Below are 18,634 nucleotides of genomic sequence, written 5' to 3'. Positions count from 1 at the left end.
TTCCTCCCCAGGGCTGATTATTCCGTTGGTAACGCGCCGCTCAAAAAAAATTCCAGATGTATATTTTAGACTATACCAGTCGCTGCGACATCGCAAGTTATTCAACTGCGGCCCCGCCTTTTTCCGAGGGCCTGCGCAGACGGTCGTTTATGTCGTAGAGGGTGTTTTCGTCGAACTTGAACCGCACCTTGACGTAGAAACCTTCCGACCAGTAATTGGCCTCGCTGAAATCCTCGTCCCGGAACCCGTTGAAATTGTATCCCAGAGAGAGCCAGAAATCGGAGAACATCATTACGCCTATTTCCGGCCCCCAGGCCGTGAGCCTTGTGTCGGAATCCACCTGATGAAGGAATCCTGCCTGAAAGCCCACATCCACCCTGTCGGTGATGTCGTAAATCACCCGGCCCCTGGTGAGGTATGAGGTGGCCTCCTCGTCATCCATGCTGACGTACTTGCCCGCCACTTCGCCCATGAATTTCAGGCGGGGCAGGGGCTCGAAGTTGACGTGATGGGAAAGGACGATTCTTTCCTCGTCGGAGTCGCCGGTTTTTGATGTCCACCGAAACTTTGTGAGGTGCTGAAGTCGGTCTTTGCCCACCGGCCTGTAAGCGGAGCCCAACAGAAGGCTCAACTCGTCGTTCTCAGCCGCAAAGTATCTTGCCTGGGAAAAAAGCGTAAGGTCGCGCCCGGCCTTCATTGTGCCGCCCAGGGTGGTTACGGACTCGGTTCCGTTTTCGCCGAAACGGAGTTCCTCGCGGCCCGTAATCTTGTAGCGGTTGCTCTGAAGATAGGTGAACCCGAACCTGGGCGCGACGTAATCGCCGTCCGCGCTGTCGCCGGATATGGTCTTCACCCACTCAGCGCCGCCGTCGGCGGTGAAGCCGCCGCGATTGATGAACTGGTGGGTGAGCCCAAGGTTGCTGGCGTTGCGCCAACCGCTCACGGAATCGTCCAGGGTGTACTTGCCGTAGGCGGTGGTGTTTTCGCCAAGCCTGGAGCTTAGGCCCGCAGTGGTGAGCCAGATGTCCTTGTCTGCTCGTTCCTGGTATTCGCTGGCCATTTCCGCAGTGACGTTATCAGTCACCCGGTAGCTTGCCTGGCCCACTGTTTTGGTGGATGCGTAATCTCCGGAAACCTCGCCGGTGAGGCTCTGTTCCCTTCGCAGTGAAAGGCTCAGGCGGGAAGTGGGGCTCATTTTGGCCCCGGCCACCGCAAGCACCGATTCTTCCGGGTCGGCTCCTCCCTCGTCCCTGGCCCACCTGGTTCCCCCGAGAAGGGTGAGGTTTTTTCCGAAGCTCCGCTCAACCCGGACCTCGGAGCTTTTTCTGGTATAGCTCTCGCTGTTTTCACCGGAAAAATCAGCCACAAAGGCGGTCTTTTTGGCATCCTCGCCGAATTCCGTTTTGGCCGATGCGCCGAAAACCTCTGCTCCTTCTCCGGTTGCGGCTGTGGAGAAATTTTCGTAACCGTCGTCAACCTTCTGGTAGCGGGCCTTGATGCCGGTTCGTTTAACATCCCTGATTTCGGCCTCGACCCTCCGGGCGGTTCCGCTTGCGGGATCGAAGGTTTCGGCGTCGAAGCTCTCGGTTGTGGAAAGCTCGGCAATGACCTTCACGTGTTTTCCGTCGTCGTAAACGATGTCCGCGCCGCCCTGGCTCTTGTCCGAAACGGCGTGTTCCTCCACGACTCCCAGAAGACCAAGTTTCAGCTTTCCCGAAAAGAACTTGACCTGGGGCCTTGCGCCGTAGACGTAGCGGTTTTCATCGAGGTTTTTCGTCTCGTAGGTAACCCTTATGATCTGAGGGTTGAAGGTTGAATCAAAACTGCCGATGGGCTCGTGAAACAGCAGAACGCCCGATTCATAGTCGATGTCGTAATCGGAGTTCCTGCTCATGGTCTTTTCATTTATCACCACGCTTTGATGGTGGCGGTCGCGGGTTTCGATGACCACGGTTTCCGAATAAAGCGTGATGTCGGCGTTTTGCAGCCTGTATGGGCCTGAGAGCCCGCGCGCCTCGATGTTTTCCCTTACGAGGGACTGGCGGTTGCGGGAAACGAAGAGGCGGGCCGAGCCAAGGTTTTCATCCTCCAGGTTTATTAGGCCGCCGTTGTAGGTTCTCTGGTAGCGGTTGAAGGAAAGGTCGCTTCCAAGGCCCGTGGCGTAGTCGCCGAACATGGCGTAGGAAAGGTCGCGCTCCACCTTCAAGTAAAGCCGCTCGGCGCTTTTGGCCTCGAAAAACTGCTCGGCGTCGTCCCCGTAAACCGGGTAAAGCCTGTTGTCAGAGGTTCCGGGCGTGTTTTCCATCAAAAGCACGTCGGCGTCCGGGTTGGCCCTGGTGTCGTAGCGGAGGGTGCCGGTGAAGCCGTCCCTGCTGCCCTTTGCGAAAATGGAGGCCCTGCCGTAGGTTTCGGTGCCGCCATTGGAATGATCGAATGGCATGTCGCCCGATTCAGGCTGTTTTTCCGGCTCGGCGTTTCCGAACCCTGCCCAGGCCTCCAGGCCGCCCACCATGATTAGCTCGCGTTTTTCCGGGTAATATCCCACTTCGAGGGTTTTTTCGATGTCGCCGTAACTAACCGTTAGCCTACGCCTTTCGGTGGTGGAAGCAGGGGATAGTTTCACCACGGCCCTGCCTGCAACCGTTTTCACTGCAAAGCCGTCATCGGGCATGCGCTTGAATTTTCCGGTTTCCTTGTCGAACACGTCCCCCCTGTCAACGGCTACAGTCAGGGATGTCTCGTCGTTTACCGGGTTTCCCGCTGCGTCCACAAGGCTTATGGCCACGTAGGCCGGGCTCTTGCCGTCGGCGGGAGGGCGCTTGGGATAAATTTCAAAGGAAAGGTTCCTGGCCTCGCCGCCCTTTACGAGAACCCTTCTGTCCAGGAGGGTTTCACCCGAAAAAAGCTCGATGGTGTTTTCGGCCTTGTCGAGCGGCACGCCAAGATATTCAATTGTTTCAAGTCCCAGAGCCTTGTCGGATGAAGACTGGGCAACCCTCTCTTTTCCGATTTCCTTTCCGTTCACCAGAAGCCTGTGGCCGGAGCCTGTGGCTATCCGTATCTTTATGGATGTGGCCGAGCCGGCATTGGTCTGGCCCGGTTCGGGATAGAGAATTCCCGGAGGCTGTGCCTTGCGGAGTCTCTCCAGGTCTTCCGGGGCCGGTGCCCCGCCCTGGCCACCGCCCTCGTAAAGGGTGAGGAGCTTCAATGCGGCAGGATCGGAATCGGAAATATTGGAGGCAATGACCACGACCTTGCCGTTTTTGGTGCGGACCAGGACGCAGACCGGAGTGCTTTTCCAGGAGATCGCGCCGGAGGAAAGAAAATCCATGGCAAAATAAACAGGCTCCGAAATGAGCTTTTCTTCAACCGGGACAGTGAAAAAGTTTTCGGTTTTTACCGGGGCCGCAGGCTCGCCGTTTATTGTGGCGGTGCCGCCCAGGTAGAAAAATCCTTCGGGAAAGCCCACGAAAAGTTTTGGGTCGCTCAATTCGGCAACCGGATACTGGCTCACAAAACCCAGGCGCAGCCTGTAGATGCCCTTGCCCATCTGGTCGCCGACGGCGATCTCTTTTGTGTCAGCGCCTGCGCCTATGGAAAGAACCTTGATTTCAATGCCGTGATCGGCATCTTTGCGTGAGGCTGGCTTTTCCGGCTCGTTCCCGGCGGGCGGCGCCCCAAAGCCTATTGCCACCTTTGAAGTGTCAAGCAAAGACTCCTTGAGGAACCGGGCCACCGATTCGGACCGCCTGCGGGAAAGCTCCGGGCTGTCCGGGGCGGTTTTGCCCTTGACAGGCGCACCCTTTTCAAGCTCGACCAACAGTTTGGAATAACCGCTTTTGCGCAAATGCTGGACCACCGGCCCAAGGCTTTTTTTCGCTTCCGCAGAAAGTTCGTCCGAGCCCTGGGCAAAGTTTAAGGAGAGCCTGTATTCCCTGGGCGCGGCCACGGAGAAAACCGCATCCGCAGAAACCGGGATGACGACATCCTTTCCGGCAGGCTCGGCCCTGAAGGCGCATGAGGCTTCCACCTTTCCTTCCCTGGCCGGAAGATCGGAGAGGAATTCAAGGCGAAGGGTGCGGCCCGGCTCAATAAGGGGAAGTTTCCAGGAATATCCGTCCGCCGATATTGACGGGTCCTCGAAGGGCGAGCCGTTGAGCGTTGCGGTCCCCTTTCCGGGCAGTTCAGGTGATTTTTCCTTATATTCAAGTTCATAGAGAGCAAAGCCGAAGGCGTTTTTAAGCTCGACCCGGTTTTTGATCCTTACCTTGCCCTCTGCGTCCACCAAAACGTCCGCAATGGTCCTTGCAACCACAAGCTTTCCGGGAATGTCTCCGCCGTCTATGCACAGGGCGGGGATAAAGGCCTTGGGCACAACCCGGAAATTGACCTTGAAAAGATCGCCCGGAAAAACGTCGGCAAAGGCGGTTCCGGGCTCCTTGCCGCTGCGGTTGTCCAGAGGGGCCAGGATGGAGCCGGGCGGCAGGGTGGAAGGGTCAACCTTTAAAATGTGGGTGCCGGGGACAATGTTATCCATGTGATACTTGCCCTCGGAATCCGTAACGACGTAGCGCCCGTCCTCCATGTATATCTTTACGCCGGAAAGCCCCTGTTCTTCGCCGTTTTGAATCCGGTCGCCGTTGTCGTCCGAAAAGACCTTGCCGATTATAAAGGCCCTGTCGGTGAAAAGGTCCTTTTTGATGGTGAAGAAGGCCGTTGCCACGTTGGATGACACCTGCTGGCTTTTTCCCGGATCCGCGAACCCGGCGGCCCTGGCGGTGTTGGCCTTCTTGCCGTCCGTGGCCCCCGCCGCCACCCTTACCTTGTAGGTAATGGAAATGGTTTTTCCCGCCGCAATCTCCCCGATCTTCCAGGTAAGGCCCACGCCTTGGGGAGAAATTTCGGGGTCCTGCGCGGCCTTGCCGTCCGTTTTGGTGGAGCCCGGAACATAGCGCACGTCACGCGGCATTATGTCGTACACTTCGACCCCGTAAACCGTATGGTCCGGGTCGGCGTTTTTGACCTTGACTGTGAAGGTCATTATGTCGCCGGTTTCAGCGCTGTCTGGGCTGACGGTCTTTTCCACCCGCAAAGGTTCCAGGCTTGCCGGATAAAGCGGCACCCTTAAAAGGATGGCCCCCGGAAAGCCCGAATCAATATAGAACCGCTCGCCCCTGTACGGCTTGCCGTCCGCCGGATTCCAGATTGCGTTCCGGTTCAGCGTCACGGGCGCGTAGGTCTTGGCGAGATCGGGCCTGGAGCCTGGAAGGCCGCAGTCGAAGGTGGTCTCGATAAAGTACCAGCCGTCCAGGTTCTGATTGTAGTTGGTGAAGCGGAACTCGAATGCGCCTGATGATTTTCCGGTGTCAACCTGGCCTGCGGCGTCGAACGGCCCGGAAAGCTGGCTGTTTTCCTGGCTGGTCTGCCCGTTGGGGTAGATGTCCAGAAGCGCCGGGTCAACCTTTGTATAAGTGGTGAAATCCGGTCCGTCAAAGCGGTAGAAGGTGACGCAGGCTCCATCCACCCTGGCGTTGGTTATGGCGTCATAAACATAGCCCGCTGGATCGAGGGGAACGATAAGGAGCTTGGTGCCGTCGACGAGCACTTTTACCGTTATCTCGCCTCGCGTGAACACGTCGCCCGGATTGGTCACCGTGGTGAAATCCGACCGGTAGAAAATGGGAGTGCCGTAGTAGGAATAACCGTTGATCTCCTCGGCTATTGTTGTGCGGTAGGAGAAGCCGTCCCGCAGCCAGTTGTAGAGGGGATAGGCGTTGCCTGCCGCGTCGCGGTTGATGAGCGCCGAGCCGTCGGTTAAAAACACCTTGCTCCTTACGAAATTTCCGGCTGCGTCGTATTCGTGGGCCGTGATCTTGCCGTTAACCAGGGCCTGGCGGGCAAGGGCCGTGGTTGCCCCTATCTGGACCGAGGCGCTTACCCCCACCTCCACCTTGACGTCAACCGTGTCAACCCTGCCCACAAAGTCATAGGTATGATCGGAAATCGAAGAATCAATAGCAGACACCGCCTTTACGGCCACCAAAATGTCGCTGGCCGAGACGCCTGCGGGAAGCGAAAGCACTGTAAAAAAGCTCTTGCGTTCCTGGGGGGCGAGGCTTCCAAGATCGGGGTTGCCGTCGCCGTCGGAGTCTGTGAGGGGCAGTCCCTGAATGCTGCGAAATTCAACCGCAGCCCCCTGAGGCAGGTTGAGGGATTTTGCGGAATCGAAAAGAATATTAATGGTGTCATTCCCGCTTCCCAGGTTGGCCGCCTCGTTGAGAAAGGACACCTGGGAACCCTTGGCGGCGAAATCCACGGACATGAGATCATCCGGGTCATCGGCCTGGCCCGAACCCGAAAGAGCGCCGTTGTCGTCGGTGTCGTCGGCCACCACCTTCGCCGGGGACGCCACGTTAACTATGGTCTCGTTGGTTTCGGCGGTTTTTGGCCCCGAAGCGCCGGCATAATCGATTATGGCCTTGTTGACCAGAACGCCGGTTCCGAAACCCGGATTAACAAGGACTCTGAACGAAAGACTTCCCGAAACGCCATTGTTGAAGGCTGTGCCTTGCGGGTTTTCCGGCAGGAAAAGGCCAACCTTGATTACCGGAAGAGGCGTGGCCGCAAACGACGTCCGCCACATGCCGTCCGAGCCTTCGTAAATGGGCGCGGAGCCGACAATGTTTGAAACAAAAGCCAGGGTTCCGGCTGAAAAGGCCGTTCCCTGGGGCAGGGCGTCTGAAACCAGAAGGCCGCTTTTCGCTTCCGCGACCCCGTTACCGTCAATATCAATGTTAAAGGACGCAGCCTTAACCGGGCTTGCGCCTTCGCTGGCAAATATAATGGTATAGGCCACCGTGTCGCCCGGTTTCACGTTGCCGGGCGCGGCGCTTTTTGTGCCACTCATCAATCCTTCGTTTGATATCTCCACCCTGGCGGCGTTTTGAGTGTCGCTTGCATTTGGATCATTGTTTGAAAAACCCGAAAGATTCACAAGGATGAAGCCGCCCGCAAGCCCTGCGGGCGCCTGTCCCATTGCCACAAGGTGAATCACTCCGCCTGGAGCGAGCACTGGGGGGGCGTTATTGTCGTAGGCAGGTTCAAGGGCGTCCGCCCGTCCGTTCTGATTGATATCTACGTAAAGGGCGAGGCCGGAAATGTTCCCATCGTCGCCCTGAAGGTTGCTCAGGTCGAGTTGATAGGAATCGTCGCCGCTGCCTGTATTTTCCAATGTATAGGGGATGTGTACAACTGACGCCGGAGAGACTGTAATTGTTCTTCCGGGGTTGGCCGCCGTGCCGTCCGGCGAAATTGAAATTCCGTAAACAGTCGCCACCTGGTCGCTGACCTGGTTGGAAAGCGCTGTGTATGGCGAGTTGTTTGCATCTTTGTAAGTGGCGGAAGCCCTGTTGGTTATGGTTGTCTGGGCGGCATTGGAGGGCGAAACCAGGGCGGCGACACAGGCTATCGCCAGTATTGCCCTGATCAGCTTTCCCTGGAATGTGGTATTAGCCCTTGCCATGCCTGCCAAAACGCCTTTTTGGGTTTCCGGGCGTCTCCACCAAGGAAGACGCCCGGAATGGTTGTTGTTAAACGATCAGCACTGTCACTTTCCTACTGGATCAGCACCTTGAACAGCACGCAGCCCTGCGCGCCGGGGGCAAGGCTGCCGCCGTTTGCGGCGTCAGCGCCTGCGCCCACGCGGAAGCGCACCATGTTGTTGACGCCGTCGTATTCTGCGGTGTCGTCGCCGGAACCGTCGGTAAGGAGGGTGTCTCCGCCGTCGATGAGGCCGTCGCAGTTGACGTCAATGTAAAGGGAGCCTGCCACGTAAGTGGTGTGGTCGGGGATCTGGTCCGTGATCACGCAGGCCACTGCGGTCTGCTGACCTATGTTCTTGTAGGTTAGCGAGTAGACGATCTCGTCGCCTGGTGAGGGTATGACGCCTATGTATGCGACATCAAGATGCGTTCTGGCCTTGGTGACCTGGAGGAAGCCTTCGATGACCGTGGTGGTTTCGGATGCGGTATCCGAGCACTGGTCGCCAAGGGTGGTGAAATCGCCGTCCGAGGATGCCACTGCCTGAATGTTGGCGCTTTCCACCAATCCGGGCGCGGTTCCGGCGGGGGCGAAGACCTTGATCTTGAAATTGGCCGAAGCTCCTGCCGCAAGCTGGATGAATACGGTGCCCACGGCGGCGGTGTCGCCGTCAGCCAGAGCAACGTCGTCACCGGTTCCGGCAAGTCCGTCAACGCCGAAGGCCTTCCAGTTGGCCCCTTCCGCCAGGAAGAGGTAGGTGAGGCCGAGGCCCGCCATGTTAAGGTCGATTTTGACGTACTTGGTGGAGTTTCCGGAGTTGGTCACGGTGTGGATGTAGGTGGTGGTGCCCGTGGCCGGGATCTGGTCGGAGCTGTTGGGATTTACCGCAACCGAGCAGACTTCCAGAACCTCGAAATACACGTCCATGTTGTCTACGGTGCCGCTGGTGTTGGAAATGGCTGCGACCACCAGGTTGTTGACGGAAGGCGGCGTGGTGGGAGTGGTTGCCACTTCCATGATCACGCTGTAGGATTCCGATACAAGGTCCCCGGCGTCCGTGTTGGCGGTCTGGTCGCCTGCAACGGTTATGGTCTTGTTGACTGCGTCAACGCTCAAAATGGTTGCAGTCACGGTCTTGTTCAGGCGGATGACATCTCCGGCCACGAAGTTGGCCACCCCGTAAACGGTGAAGGTGGTGTTGCCGCCGCCAAAAACGCCTGCAACCCTTACCACGGTTCCGCCAAGAAGCGGGGTGTCGGTGATTTCGGCTTCGCCTGCGTCAGCGTGATCGCCGTCGTTGTTCAGATCGGAATAAAACTTGGCGACGGTTCCTGCGGGGTTGCCGGAAACGTTCAAGGCGTATGAATCTGACGATCCGCCGATGTTGACCACCTGAAGCCTGTAAGAAGCCGTGCTTCCGGGCAGTACCGCGCTGGTTTCGGCGGCGAGGATGTCGTCGGCGTCGTTCGCGCCGTTGGTGTCGCCGTCCGAAGGCTCGTCGGTGGCGTCGCCCGCGTCGGCGTACTGAGCGATGTCAACGTCAACGGAAAGAACCGCCGTTACGTTGTCGCGGGAAAGGTCGATTTCAGCGGGCTTGTTGCCGCTGGTGGCCTGGATGTCGAAGAAATAGGGACCGCCTGAAGCGGCAGCGGGCACCCAGGCTTTTACCATGAAATCAACCCTGGTCTGGGGGGCGATGGTCCCAAGGTCAACGTTTCCCGATCCGTCGGTGTCTATGAGCTTGGCTGTTCCGTTGGCGTTCCAGAACTCAACCAGCCAGCCTGCGGGCACGTTGATAGCCGAAAGGTCGATCAGGTCGCTGTTGATGGCGTCGCGGTTGGCCAGGGAGTGGGTGAACTCGACCCAGCTTCCTGCGGGAACCAGGGCCGCCGTGTTGTCGTTCTGGTAGTTGAGGGCCGCGTCTTCCTCCACGTTGGTGTAGGGATCAACAACCCTGTGGCTGACCGCGATGTCGGAAGTGGCGTTGGCCGGGATGGTGGTTATTACCTCGTTGGTGAAGACCGTCTGGAGCGTGGCGGTAAAGGTGTTATAATAGAAGGCCGCCGTGTTGTTGATTTCGCCGTCAGCCTCGGCGAAGGGGCTATTAACCGTCACCTGATAGGTGAAGGTTCCCTGCTGGTCAACGTCCAGAACGGTTTCGCTGGTGCCGTTGCCCGGAGTGCCGTCCGGCATGAAATAGGCCACGTAGGTTATCGTGCCCACAACTGCGCCTTCCGCAGTGAACCAGTTCGTGCCGTTTGCGGAGTAAATGGGGTATCCGTTGGGGTTGGCCGCCGGTGTTCCCGATGCGGAAGCCGCAACGTACGAAGCGCCGGAGGGAAGCTGATCGTACAGCATCACGCCGTCAACGGTTGCGGCGTCAATGTCGTAGCCGTTGACTCCCGCGCGGGAATAAACGGGCTTGGAACCCACGTTCTTGAACCTGAACGAGTAGGTCAGGGTTTCGCCAGGAAGGGCCGTGTTCTTGTCCACTGCCTTGCTGACGGTGATCACTGCGTCGTTGACCACTGTGACGGTGAAATCGCCGGAGGTGTCGGAGCATCCGGCAGGAGCGGTTCCGGTGGCGGTAATGTTGCTTACGTCGGTGTCGCCGGGGGCGGCAGCCGGGGGAACGGTTATGCCCACTATGATGTTGGCGCTTGCGCCCATGTTGAGGGTCACGCTGGCGATGCCTGCGGACTCGGCCGGATCAACCACGCCGTTTCCGTTGGCGTCCAAGTAAATGCTCTTGGAGTATGTTCCAAGGCCGCCGGTGGCCAGGTTGAAGGTGTTCAGGCCGTTTCCCATGTTGGTGACTATTATGGGAACATAAATGCTCTGGCCGGGGGTCGCCCGCAAGGGTGTGGGGCCTGAGGGGGATACATCGAGCCCGCAGACTTCCAGTACCACGGACTGGACGATGTTGGAGGTGGTGGTGTAGTCGTTGTTGCTCTGGTCGCGGTAAATGGCCGTCGCCGCGTTTCCTATAACCGTGTCGGCAGGCGTCATTGCAGCCTGGGAACGGCTTGAAAACATCGGCAGGATAAGTCCCAGCGCTAGGACCAAAATCATGCCAGCCCTTAAAACATGCTTCCGTGGCATATCTCTTTCCTTTCCTTGTTTCGTGTGGTTGATGCTAATTGGCTTGGTTTTGCCTTGTATTGGCTCGGTGGGTCTTCCTTTCCTCTGTCTTGCGTATTCTCCTGTTTTTAGGTTGCAGTTGCCGTACAGCCATGCTGATTAGGTCAGACGAAAAGCGGCATGGAGATTTGAAGTCCAAATTTTGAGAACGCTTACTAAATAAAGCAAAAAACATGCCGACAAGCATCTTGGATATAACTATTTGATATTTAATATAAAAATAGTATGTATAAAAAAAGGCCCGCAAAAATTAGCATCAAAAATGTTCTATTCTGGTACAAAAAAAATCGCCTCAGATAAAATACTTATAAATAATAGCTGGTTGTATCTGTACCGTTTTGGTACGCAACAACAAAAAAAGGCTGCCGAAAGAATCGGCAGCCTTCTGAAGGAAAGCCTCAAAATGTATTTTAAATTTTATTTGAAATTCAGGCAGTTTTCACGCAACCAAAGCAAAAGGGGCCGCACCTTTTCGGATGCAACCCCTTGATTTAAATGGCGGGAGCGACGAGACTCGAACTCGCGACCTCCGGCGTGACAGGCCGGCGTACTAACCAACTGTACTACGCCCCCGAAAAAAGGCAATCTGTATAGGCGGAACAGGGCTTGAACCTGTGACCCCCGGCTTGTAAGGCCGGTGCTCTCCCGACTGAGCTACCCGCCCTCTCGGTCGTTCACAGGCGCATGCTACTCGCCCGAAAGATTCAGCAACCTAATCAAATCCCCCCTTTCCTGTCAAGCAAAAATCCGGCGTCAGTGCGTCTTTTTTGTGCGGGCGCAAATTATACTTTATTTCAAGGCCCTTACTTCAAGGCCCTTACACATTGATTGCGGTGAAAGCGATTTTGCACTATACTCCGCCCGGAAACACTTCCTCCGGAGCCATAATACATTGAATCCATTCTCTTTTCAGCTGATCTCGAAGTCCAGCCGAAGCGAAGCCCGCGCCGGAGTTCTCGCCACGGCCCACGGACTCATCGAAACCCCGGTTTTCATGCCCGTGGGCACACTTGGAAGCGTAAAGGCCGTAGCCCCCGAAGACCTTAAAGCTATGGGCGTTGGCCTTATTCTTGGGAACACCTACCATCTTTACCTGAGGCCGGGCACCGAGGTCATCGGCAAATTTTCCGGCCTTCACCGGTTCATGCACTGGGACGGGGCCATTCTCACCGATTCCGGCGGCTTCCAGGTCTTTTCCCTGGCAGACCTGAAAAAGATATCCGAGGAGGGTGTGGATTTCCAGAGCCACATAGACGGCTCAAGGCACATGCTCTCCCCTGAAAAGGCCGTTAAGATTCAGGCGGCCCTGAATTCGGACATCGCCATGTGCCTGGACGAGTGCATCCCGTACCCGGCGGAATTTGAGCGGGCCGAAAAGGCCCTGGCCCTCACCAGCCGCTGGGCCATTCGGTGCAAGGATGAGGCCCAAAGGTCCATGAAGCCGGAAAACGCCCTTTTCGGTATAGTCCAGGGCGGCATGTTTCCCGATCTCAGGCGGCGCTCTGCGCAGGAGCTTGTTCAAATCGGATTTCACGGATACGCTGTGGGCGGGCTTTCCGTGGGGGAGCCCAAGGAGCTGATGTACGAAATGGCCGAAACCACGCTGCCTCTCCTGCCCAAGGACAGGCCCCGCTACGCCATGGGCATAGGAAGGCCGGAGGACCTCGTGGAATTCGTTTACAGGGGCTGCGACATGGCAGATTGCGTTATGCCCACACGAAACGCCCGAAACGGCCAGCTTTTCACGGACCGGGGCGCGGTGGTCATCTCCAACGCGGCCCACAGGCAAAGCGAGCAGCCGATCTCGGAAAACTGCGGATGCTACACCTGCCGCAACTACTCCAGGGCCTATCTAAGGCACCTTTTCACCAGCCGCGAGATTCTGGCCTATCGCTTAAACACCATCCACAACCTTCATTATTACGCGGACCTCATGAAAAGGATGCGGCGGGCCATATTGCAGGACAGCTTCGAGGAATTCCGGCGAGATTTTTACGCGGCAAGGGAAAAGAACGATGAGTGAAAAAACCAGGGTTCTGGTTACCGGAGGGGCGGGCTACATAGGCTCCACCCTCGTTCCCGTGCTCCTTGGCGCGGGCTGTCGCGTGCGAGTGGTGGACAACCTTGTTTTCAACCAGGCATCCCTCGTCACCTGCTGCCTCAACCCGGATTTTTCATTCGTGCGCGGCAACGTCTGCGACAGGGCCCTAATGGACGCGGAAATTTCGTGTGCGGACGTGATCATTCCCCTGGCTGCCCTGGTGGGCGCGCCAGCCTGCGACCAGGACCCCGAAACCGCCCGAATGGTGAACGTCGAGGCTCACCGGCACATGGCCAAGAGCGTCTCCGCCTCCCAGCTCGTCATCTTTCCGGTCACCAATTCGGGCTATGGAATAGGGGAGGCCGGGGCCTTCTGCACCGAGGAATCCCCCCTTCGCCCGGTGTCCTCCTACGGCAGGGCCAAGGTCGAAATCGAGGCCGCCTTCCTGGAAAGGGGAAACGCCATAACCCTTCGGCTTGCCACGGTTTTCGGGGCAAGCCCGCGCATGAGGATGGATTTACTGGTGAACGACTTCGTTTTCCGGGCCTTTAAGGACCGCTTCATAGTGCTTTTCGAGGAGCATTTCAGGCGAAATTTCCTGCACGTGCGCGACGCCGCAGGGGCCTTTCTCTTTTCACTGGAAAACGCCGGGAAGATGAGGGGCGAGCCCTTTAACGCCGGGCTTTCGAACGCGAACCTCACCAAGCGCGAGCTTTGCGAAAAAATTCGGGAGCACTGCCCCGATCTTGCAATATTGTCGGCAAAGGTGGGGACGGACCCTGACAGGCGCGACTATTACGTATCGAACGAGAAGATCGAGGCCCTTGGATTCCGCCCGAAGGTGTCGCTGGATGAGGGCATACGGGAGCTTCTCATGGCTTACCGGATGCTCAAACCCAACATCTACGCCAACGTCTGAGCGGCGGGGCGAATTTTAGCCGGGAGAGGCTTTTGGACCCGTACCGAATCACAGCCCTTATCCTTGCCGGGGGAGCCGGAACCAGGCTCCGCGCCGCGCTTCCCGAAGGCTTACCCAAGGTCCTGGCCCCGGTGGCGGGTCGGCCATTCATCGCCCTTGTTCTTGAGAGGCTCGCCGCCGCCGGGATTTGCCGGGCGTTTATCTGCACGGGCTTCGGGGCGGACGCAGTTGAAAATAGCCTCGGAAACGGATTCGGCCCGATGTCGCTAGACTACAGCCGGGAGCCCTCTCCCCTGGGCACCGCAGGGGCCCTGCGCGCGGCCCTTGATCTGGCCGAAGGCGACATCCTGCTGGCCGTAAACGGCGATACCCTGGTTGACGCCGACCTTGGCGCTTTCATCCGCTGGTTTGAAAGCACAGGAGCTTCCGCCGGGCTTCTTTTGGTTCCAGCCCTTGATTCCGATAACTGCGGCAGGGTGGAAACAGACCGGGAAGGCCAAGTGACGGCCTTCAGCGAAAAGCCGGAAACAGGGCAGGGGGGCGATTCCTGGGCCAGCGCCGGGGCCTATCTTTTCCGCCGCGACTTTCTTCTGGAAATTCCTTCGGGAAGGCCGGTCTCCCTGGAGCGCGAGACCCTGCCTCAGGCCGTGGGCAAAGGCTTCTACGGATTCAGGACCGAAGGCCGTTTCTGGGACATAGGCACCCCCGAAACCTACTCTCTGGCCAAAGAGCGCTTTTCATGAGCCTCAATACCCGAAAATCCCTGGGCCTTTTCCGCGCCATGCTTCGCATAAGGCGCGTGAGCGAGGCAATAGAGGCCGAGTATCCCGAAAATTCCATGCCCACACCGGTTCACCTTTCAACGGGCCAGGAGGCGGTGTCTGCGGGCGTGTGCGCGGCCCTTTCGCCTTCCGACATGGTATTCGCCACTCACCGTTGCCACGGGCCGTACCTGGCCAAGGGCGGTGATCTGAACGCCATGATGGCCGAGCTTTTCGGAAAAAGCGGCGGATCTTCCGGGGGCTTCGGCGGGTCCATGCACCTTGTGGACCGGGGCGCGGGCTTTATGGGCGGCTCCGCCATAGTGGGCGGGAACCTTGGCATCGCCACGGGAGCTGCCCTTGCAAGCCGCATGAAGGGCGACGGCCGGGTGACGGCGGTCTTTTTCGGGGACGGGGCCGCAGACCAGGGGGTGCTCTACGAGTCTGTCAATTTCGCGGTTTTGAAAAAGCTCCCCATAATCTACGTGCTGGAAAACAACGGCTTTTCGGTGTGCTCGAAGGTTTCCGCCCGCCAGGCCGCCCCCAGCGTGTTTTTGAAGGGCGTGGACAAAAGGCTCCTGAAGGCCTCAAGTATAGACGGCAACGACGCAGTAGCGGTTTTGGCCTTGGCGGAAAGGGCTGTGAAAAGAGCCAGAGCGGGTCAAGGGCCGTCCTTCATGGAGTGCGTAACCTACAGAATAGCCGGGCACGCCGGGCCTGCCGACTGGGATGTTGAAGGCTACCGCGACCAAAAGGAGCTTGTGCGCTGGAAACGCCGGTGTCCGGTTCAAAGGCTAAAAAGGCGGCTTGTGAAGCAGGGCGTGGATTCGGACGTCTTTTCCCGCATGGAAAATGAAACCGCCGCCGAAATAGGGGCGGCGTTTGATTTCGCCCGGAAAAGCCCCCTGCCCGATTCTTCTGATTTATTTCAGGCAACCTAAGGGGCCAAAGGTGTCCGAATCCAGAATACTCACCTACCCCGAAGCGATACGCGAGGCCCTTTTCCAGGCAATGGAGGCCGATCCGTCGGTTTTCGTCATGGGCCAGGGTGTGGATGACCCGTGGGCCATGTTTGGGACAACTTCGGGGCTTTCCGGGCGCTTCGGCCCTGACCGGGTTTTCGACACACCCCTAAGCGAGGCGGCGCTTGCGGGCGTTGCGACGGGAGCCGCCATCTGTGGCCTGAAGCCCGTTTACATGCACAACCGCCCGGATTTCCTGCTTCTTGCAATGGACCAGATAGCGAACCATGCGGCCAAGTGGACCCAAATGTACGGCGGCAGGGCCGGAAAGGTTCCCCTGGTGGTCTGGGCCTGCACGGGTCGCGGGTGGGGGGCTGCGGCCCAGCATTCCCAGGCCCTTCACGGCCTTTTTCTGCACGTTCCGGGCCTGAAGGTGGTGCTGCCGTCAAGCCCCGGCGACGCCAAGGGACTGATGCTCGCTGCCCTTGCCGACCCCGGCCCGGTTATGGTTTTCGATCACCGGGACAATTTCAGGCTCACGGGCCCGGTTCCCGAAGGGCCGTATTTTACGCCCATCGGGCGGGGAATCATAAGGCGGGCTGGCCGCCACGTGACCCTTGCGGCGGTTTCCTCTGCTGTGGTCATGGCCCTTGGAGCGGCTGAGACACTGAAGGAAAAAGGCATAGAGGCCGAAGTCGTCGACCTTCGGTCGGCGAAACCCCTTGACGCGGCACTTGTGGCTGAATCCGTGAGGCGCACCGGAAGGCTCGTCGTCATGGATACGGGCTATCCCGCAGGCGGGCTTGCCGCTGAACTGGTCGCAAGGGTGGCGGAGGCAGCCTTCGGGGCCTTCCTGGCCCCGCCGTTGCGCATTGGCATCCCCGATCTTTCGGTTCCCGCAAGCCCGACCCTCGAGGCCGCGTATTTTCCCTCGAAGGGCGGCGTGGTGCGGGCGATAATGGGGCTTTTCGGGTGACGAAGCGGGAAATCTGCGGTGATAAAAAAGCCTCCCCCGGAATCGGGGGAGGCTTTTATGTGAAGCCCTATCCACCTGTCTAAAAACGCGAACTGCTGTGTTGCGCTTCAAAGCCAATTCCGTCACGTACCATAAGTACGCTTACTCATTGGCTTTTTGCGCGCCGTGTTCATCGTTTTTATCCAGGCTTCACATCTTGCCTTTTTCAACAGGCTATCATGTTTTTCGGTGGGGCTTAGAATCCGTAAGATGCGGAAATCGTGGCTCCGGTGGTGCCAAGAAAGTTGACGGCGATGTCGGTCTTGATGTTCTGGCCCAGGGGCAGGCAGACGCCGACCCGGACGGCCCAGGGCTCTTCCTCGTTAAGGGTGAGGGTGCTGGTGGTCACGCCTGCGGTGGTGTACTGGCGGACTTCCATCTCGGCATTGGCCATGGTGTAGGTGGGGCCGATGTAGAGGTCAACCTTTTTGCCGGTATAGACCACGCGGGGGAAGAATTCGATGGCCCACTTCTGGGTGTCTACGTCGACCCTGGTGACCGCTCCGCCGGGAAGAACCTGGGTTCCGTTGACCGAATAAGAGCCGTCGCGGTAGCTGATGGCTTTTCCGGCAAGGGAGAGGCCCACGGCCCAACTGTCAGTGATGGGGCCCTTGAAATCGAGCTCCAGGCCGTAGATGAAGTCGGAATAGTCGTCGCTCATCTTGAAGCCCACGAAGGCGTTGGACTGGTCGCCGAAATAATCGCCTTTGAGCTCGTAGTCGGAAAGGCCCAGAATCGCCCTGGCGGTGAAATTGCTGTTGATGTTCCAGGTTCCAAGGAGGGCCAGGGAGTGATAGGTCTCCTTGTAGTCGTAGAACTTGTCCATCTGGGTTATTTCGTCGCTGGTAAGCTTGCCCAAAGATGTGGTGAAATCGTCAAAAGCCATGTCCCTGGCTCCGGTATCGAACTGAAGACCCAAGCCGAAGGTTTTTTCAGCCGCCAGGGCGGGAGCCGCCGCCAGGGCCAGGACTAAAAGAACCAAAACGATACGAGAAAGCTTCATCTTTCCCCCTTCCATTGGTTGTGGTTGAGCATTGGTCGCACAGGCTGACGGGCTTTGATAATTGTCGCCCTGCAGTGATCCGCTAAGAGTACGGCACGGTTGTTTTTCGGAAAACAACTGTTTCTTATCATGGCATCGGGTAAAAATCAAGCGTTGACAACAGGAATTGAAAACAAGGCGGGCGTCAGGCCCGGAAGGCGAGCTCCCTGGAAAGTATTTCTCCGGCTATCCCGTGGCAGTCGGCAAGATAGGTCCCGCCCGCCTGGAGGGTGATACCGAAACCGGCGCTGGCCGCCACGATCTGGCCAACGAGGGGGATGTACTTGGCCACCTCCTTGGTGATCTCGCGGCCCATGAACCTCTGGAGAAGATAGACCGCGCCCTCGCGGGTTCCGTAGCGCACGACGTTGTTGGCCAGCTGGGCGATTGCCGGGATGCCCAGTTCCTTGGCCTTCAGGATGCTCTGGTCGGAAAGCCCGTAGGCGTTTCTGATGGCCTTCATCATGGCTACGAGGATCGAAAGGTCCACTGCCACGTCCACCCCGGGAACCGGGTTAATCGCGTTCGCCGCGCAAAGGCCCGCGTAGAGGCGGACTTTTTTTTTGCAAAGCTCCTCCTTGGCGGCCAGAAATTCCCGGCTGTAGGCTTTGGCGCTTTCAATCCAGCGCTCCTGCTTGGCTTTGGGGAGGGCCTTTGAAATGGCGTCGGAAAGTTCCGCAAGGCCGGCTCCCGTGGCGCAGCTCGTGAAATGCACACGGGTGGGCTCCAGCACCTGGCGCGCCACGTCCTTTTCGATTTCGCCATAAAGCTCGTTGGTGGAGCGCTCCCCGCTGGTGTCGCAAACCTGGTCGGCCTTGTTGCGGACAAAGAGGCAGGTGCGCTTCTTCTGGCGCAGCTTGAGAAAAAAGTCGCTTTCCGCCGAGCCGAACTTGTCGGAAAAGACGCACAGGAAGATGTCGAAGGAATCGAGGTTGAAGCGCTCCCAGAAGGTTTCCTTGGGGAACCTCGCCGTGTCGAAGCCCGGAAGGTCGACAAGGTGGACGCCGTTCCACTGAAAGGTGGACGCATCGACGGTGGTGTCCGTGGAAGCTCCCACCCTGGCAAGGTTCTTGCCCATCAGCCGGTTGATGAGGGAGGACTTGCCCGCGCCCGTGCGCCCGAAAAGGGCGATTGAGACGGTGACAGCCTCGCTCGCCTCTATCTGTTTTTTCAGGCGGGCAACGCTTTCCGTTATCGATTCGTCTGAGCTCATT

At 58.1% G+C, this 18,634-nt stretch carries 9 protein-coding genes and 2 tRNA genes; 5 read left to right on the top strand and 6 right to left on the bottom strand.

Features of this window, described 5'->3' with window-relative positions:
- Positions 1 to 97: 97 nt before the first annotated feature.
- The 4 genes from HZB23_14095 to HZB23_14080 form a co-directional block, all read right to left on the bottom strand.
- The gene (locus tag HZB23_14095; GenBank protein ID MBI5845786.1) at positions 98 to 7,522 is read right to left on the bottom strand and encodes a DUF11 domain-containing protein; all 7,425 of its coding nucleotides are present in this window, start codon (positions 7,520 to 7,522) and stop codon (positions 98 to 100) included.
- 92 nt (positions 7,523 to 7,614) lie between these two features.
- Positions 7,615 to 10,641 carry a hypothetical protein gene (locus tag HZB23_14090; GenBank protein ID MBI5845785.1) on the bottom strand — a complete coding sequence of 1,009 codons (3,027 nt, stop codon included), beginning with the start codon at positions 10,639 to 10,641 and terminating at the stop codon, positions 7,615 to 7,617.
- Positions 10,642 to 11,176: 535 nt separating this feature from the next.
- A tRNA-Asp gene (locus HZB23_14085) sits at positions 11,177 to 11,253 on the bottom strand.
- A gap of 18 nt (positions 11,254 to 11,271) precedes the next feature.
- A tRNA-Val gene (locus HZB23_14080) sits at positions 11,272 to 11,344 on the bottom strand.
- Positions 11,345 to 11,572: 228 nt separating this feature from the next.
- Between HZB23_14080 and tgt the strand changes: the two genes are divergently transcribed.
- The 5 genes from tgt to HZB23_14055 all read left to right on the top strand — a co-directional run bounded on the left by tgt (position 11,573) and on the right by HZB23_14055 (position 16,339).
- Positions 11,573 to 12,703, top strand: coding sequence for a tRNA guanosine(34) transglycosylase Tgt (gene tgt, locus HZB23_14075; GenBank protein ID MBI5845784.1), 1,131 nt, complete (start codon positions 11,573 to 11,575; stop codon positions 12,701 to 12,703).
- Positions 12,696 to 13,640 carry an NAD(P)-dependent oxidoreductase gene (locus tag HZB23_14070; GenBank protein ID MBI5845783.1) on the top strand — a complete coding sequence of 315 codons (945 nt, stop codon included), beginning with the start codon at positions 12,696 to 12,698 and terminating at the stop codon, positions 13,638 to 13,640. Before tgt ends, HZB23_14070 begins: the two co-directional genes overlap by 8 nt.
- A gap of 32 nt (positions 13,641 to 13,672) precedes the next feature.
- Positions 13,673 to 14,383, top strand: a complete 711-nt coding sequence (locus HZB23_14065; protein MBI5845782.1) for an NTP transferase domain-containing protein — start codon at positions 13,673 to 13,675, stop codon at positions 14,381 to 14,383.
- On the top strand, positions 14,380 to 15,342 hold the full coding sequence (locus HZB23_14060; GenBank protein ID MBI5845781.1) for a thiamine pyrophosphate-dependent dehydrogenase E1 component subunit alpha: 963 nt from the start codon (positions 14,380 to 14,382) through the stop codon (positions 15,340 to 15,342). The genes HZB23_14065 and HZB23_14060 overlap by 4 nt, the downstream gene beginning before the upstream one ends.
- A gap of 70 nt (positions 15,343 to 15,412) precedes the next feature.
- Positions 15,413 to 16,339, top strand: coding sequence for an alpha-ketoacid dehydrogenase subunit beta (locus HZB23_14055; GenBank protein MBI5845780.1), 927 nt, complete (start codon positions 15,413 to 15,415; stop codon positions 16,337 to 16,339).
- 235 nt (positions 16,340 to 16,574) lie between these two features.
- On the opposite strand, the gene HZB23_14050 is transcribed toward HZB23_14055, so the two are convergent.
- Both HZB23_14050 and HZB23_14045 read right to left on the bottom strand, forming a co-directional pair.
- A complete protein-coding gene (locus HZB23_14050) occupies positions 16,575 to 17,381 on the bottom strand; it encodes a hypothetical protein (GenBank protein ID MBI5845779.1) in 807 nt (268 codons plus the stop codon).
- A 184-nt stretch (positions 17,382 to 17,565) separates the two neighbouring features.
- Entirely contained in the window at positions 17,566 to 18,633 is a 1,068-nt protein-coding gene (locus HZB23_14045) for a 50S ribosome-binding GTPase (protein MBI5845778.1), read from the bottom strand.
- Between the last annotated feature and the right edge of the window lies 1 nt (position 18,634).

The sequence above is a fragment of the Deltaproteobacteria bacterium genome, assembly GCA_016235345.1.
Lineage (GTDB): Bacteria > Desulfobacterota > Desulfobacteria > Desulfobacterales > Desulfatibacillaceae > JACRLG01.
The sequence above is the reverse complement of the archived record's forward strand: the minus strand, read 5'-3'. Positions and strand labels throughout refer to the sequence as shown.

Coding starts and splice junctions, on each gene's coding strand:
- HZB23_14090 (MBI5845785.1), bottom strand. CDS start 10,641: ATGCCACGGAAGCATGTTTTAAGGGCTGGCATGATTTTGGTCCTAGCG.
- HZB23_14045 (MBI5845778.1), bottom strand. CDS start 18,633: ATGAGCTCAGACGAATCGATAACGGAAAGCGTTGCCCGCCTGAAAAAA.
- HZB23_14070 (MBI5845783.1), top strand. CDS start 12,696: ATGAGTGAAAAAACCAGGGTTCTGGTTACCGGAGGGGCGGGCTACATA.
- HZB23_14095 (MBI5845786.1), bottom strand. CDS start 7,522: ATGGCAAGGGCTAATACCACATTCCAGGGAAAGCTGATCAGGGCAATA.
- HZB23_14055 (MBI5845780.1), top strand. CDS start 15,413: ATGGAGGCCGATCCGTCGGTTTTCGTCATGGGCCAGGGTGTGGATGAC.
- HZB23_14050 (MBI5845779.1), bottom strand. CDS start 17,381: ATGAAGCTTTCTCGTATCGTTTTGGTTCTTTTAGTCCTGGCCCTGGCG.
- HZB23_14060 (MBI5845781.1), top strand. CDS start 14,380: ATGAGCCTCAATACCCGAAAATCCCTGGGCCTTTTCCGCGCCATGCTT.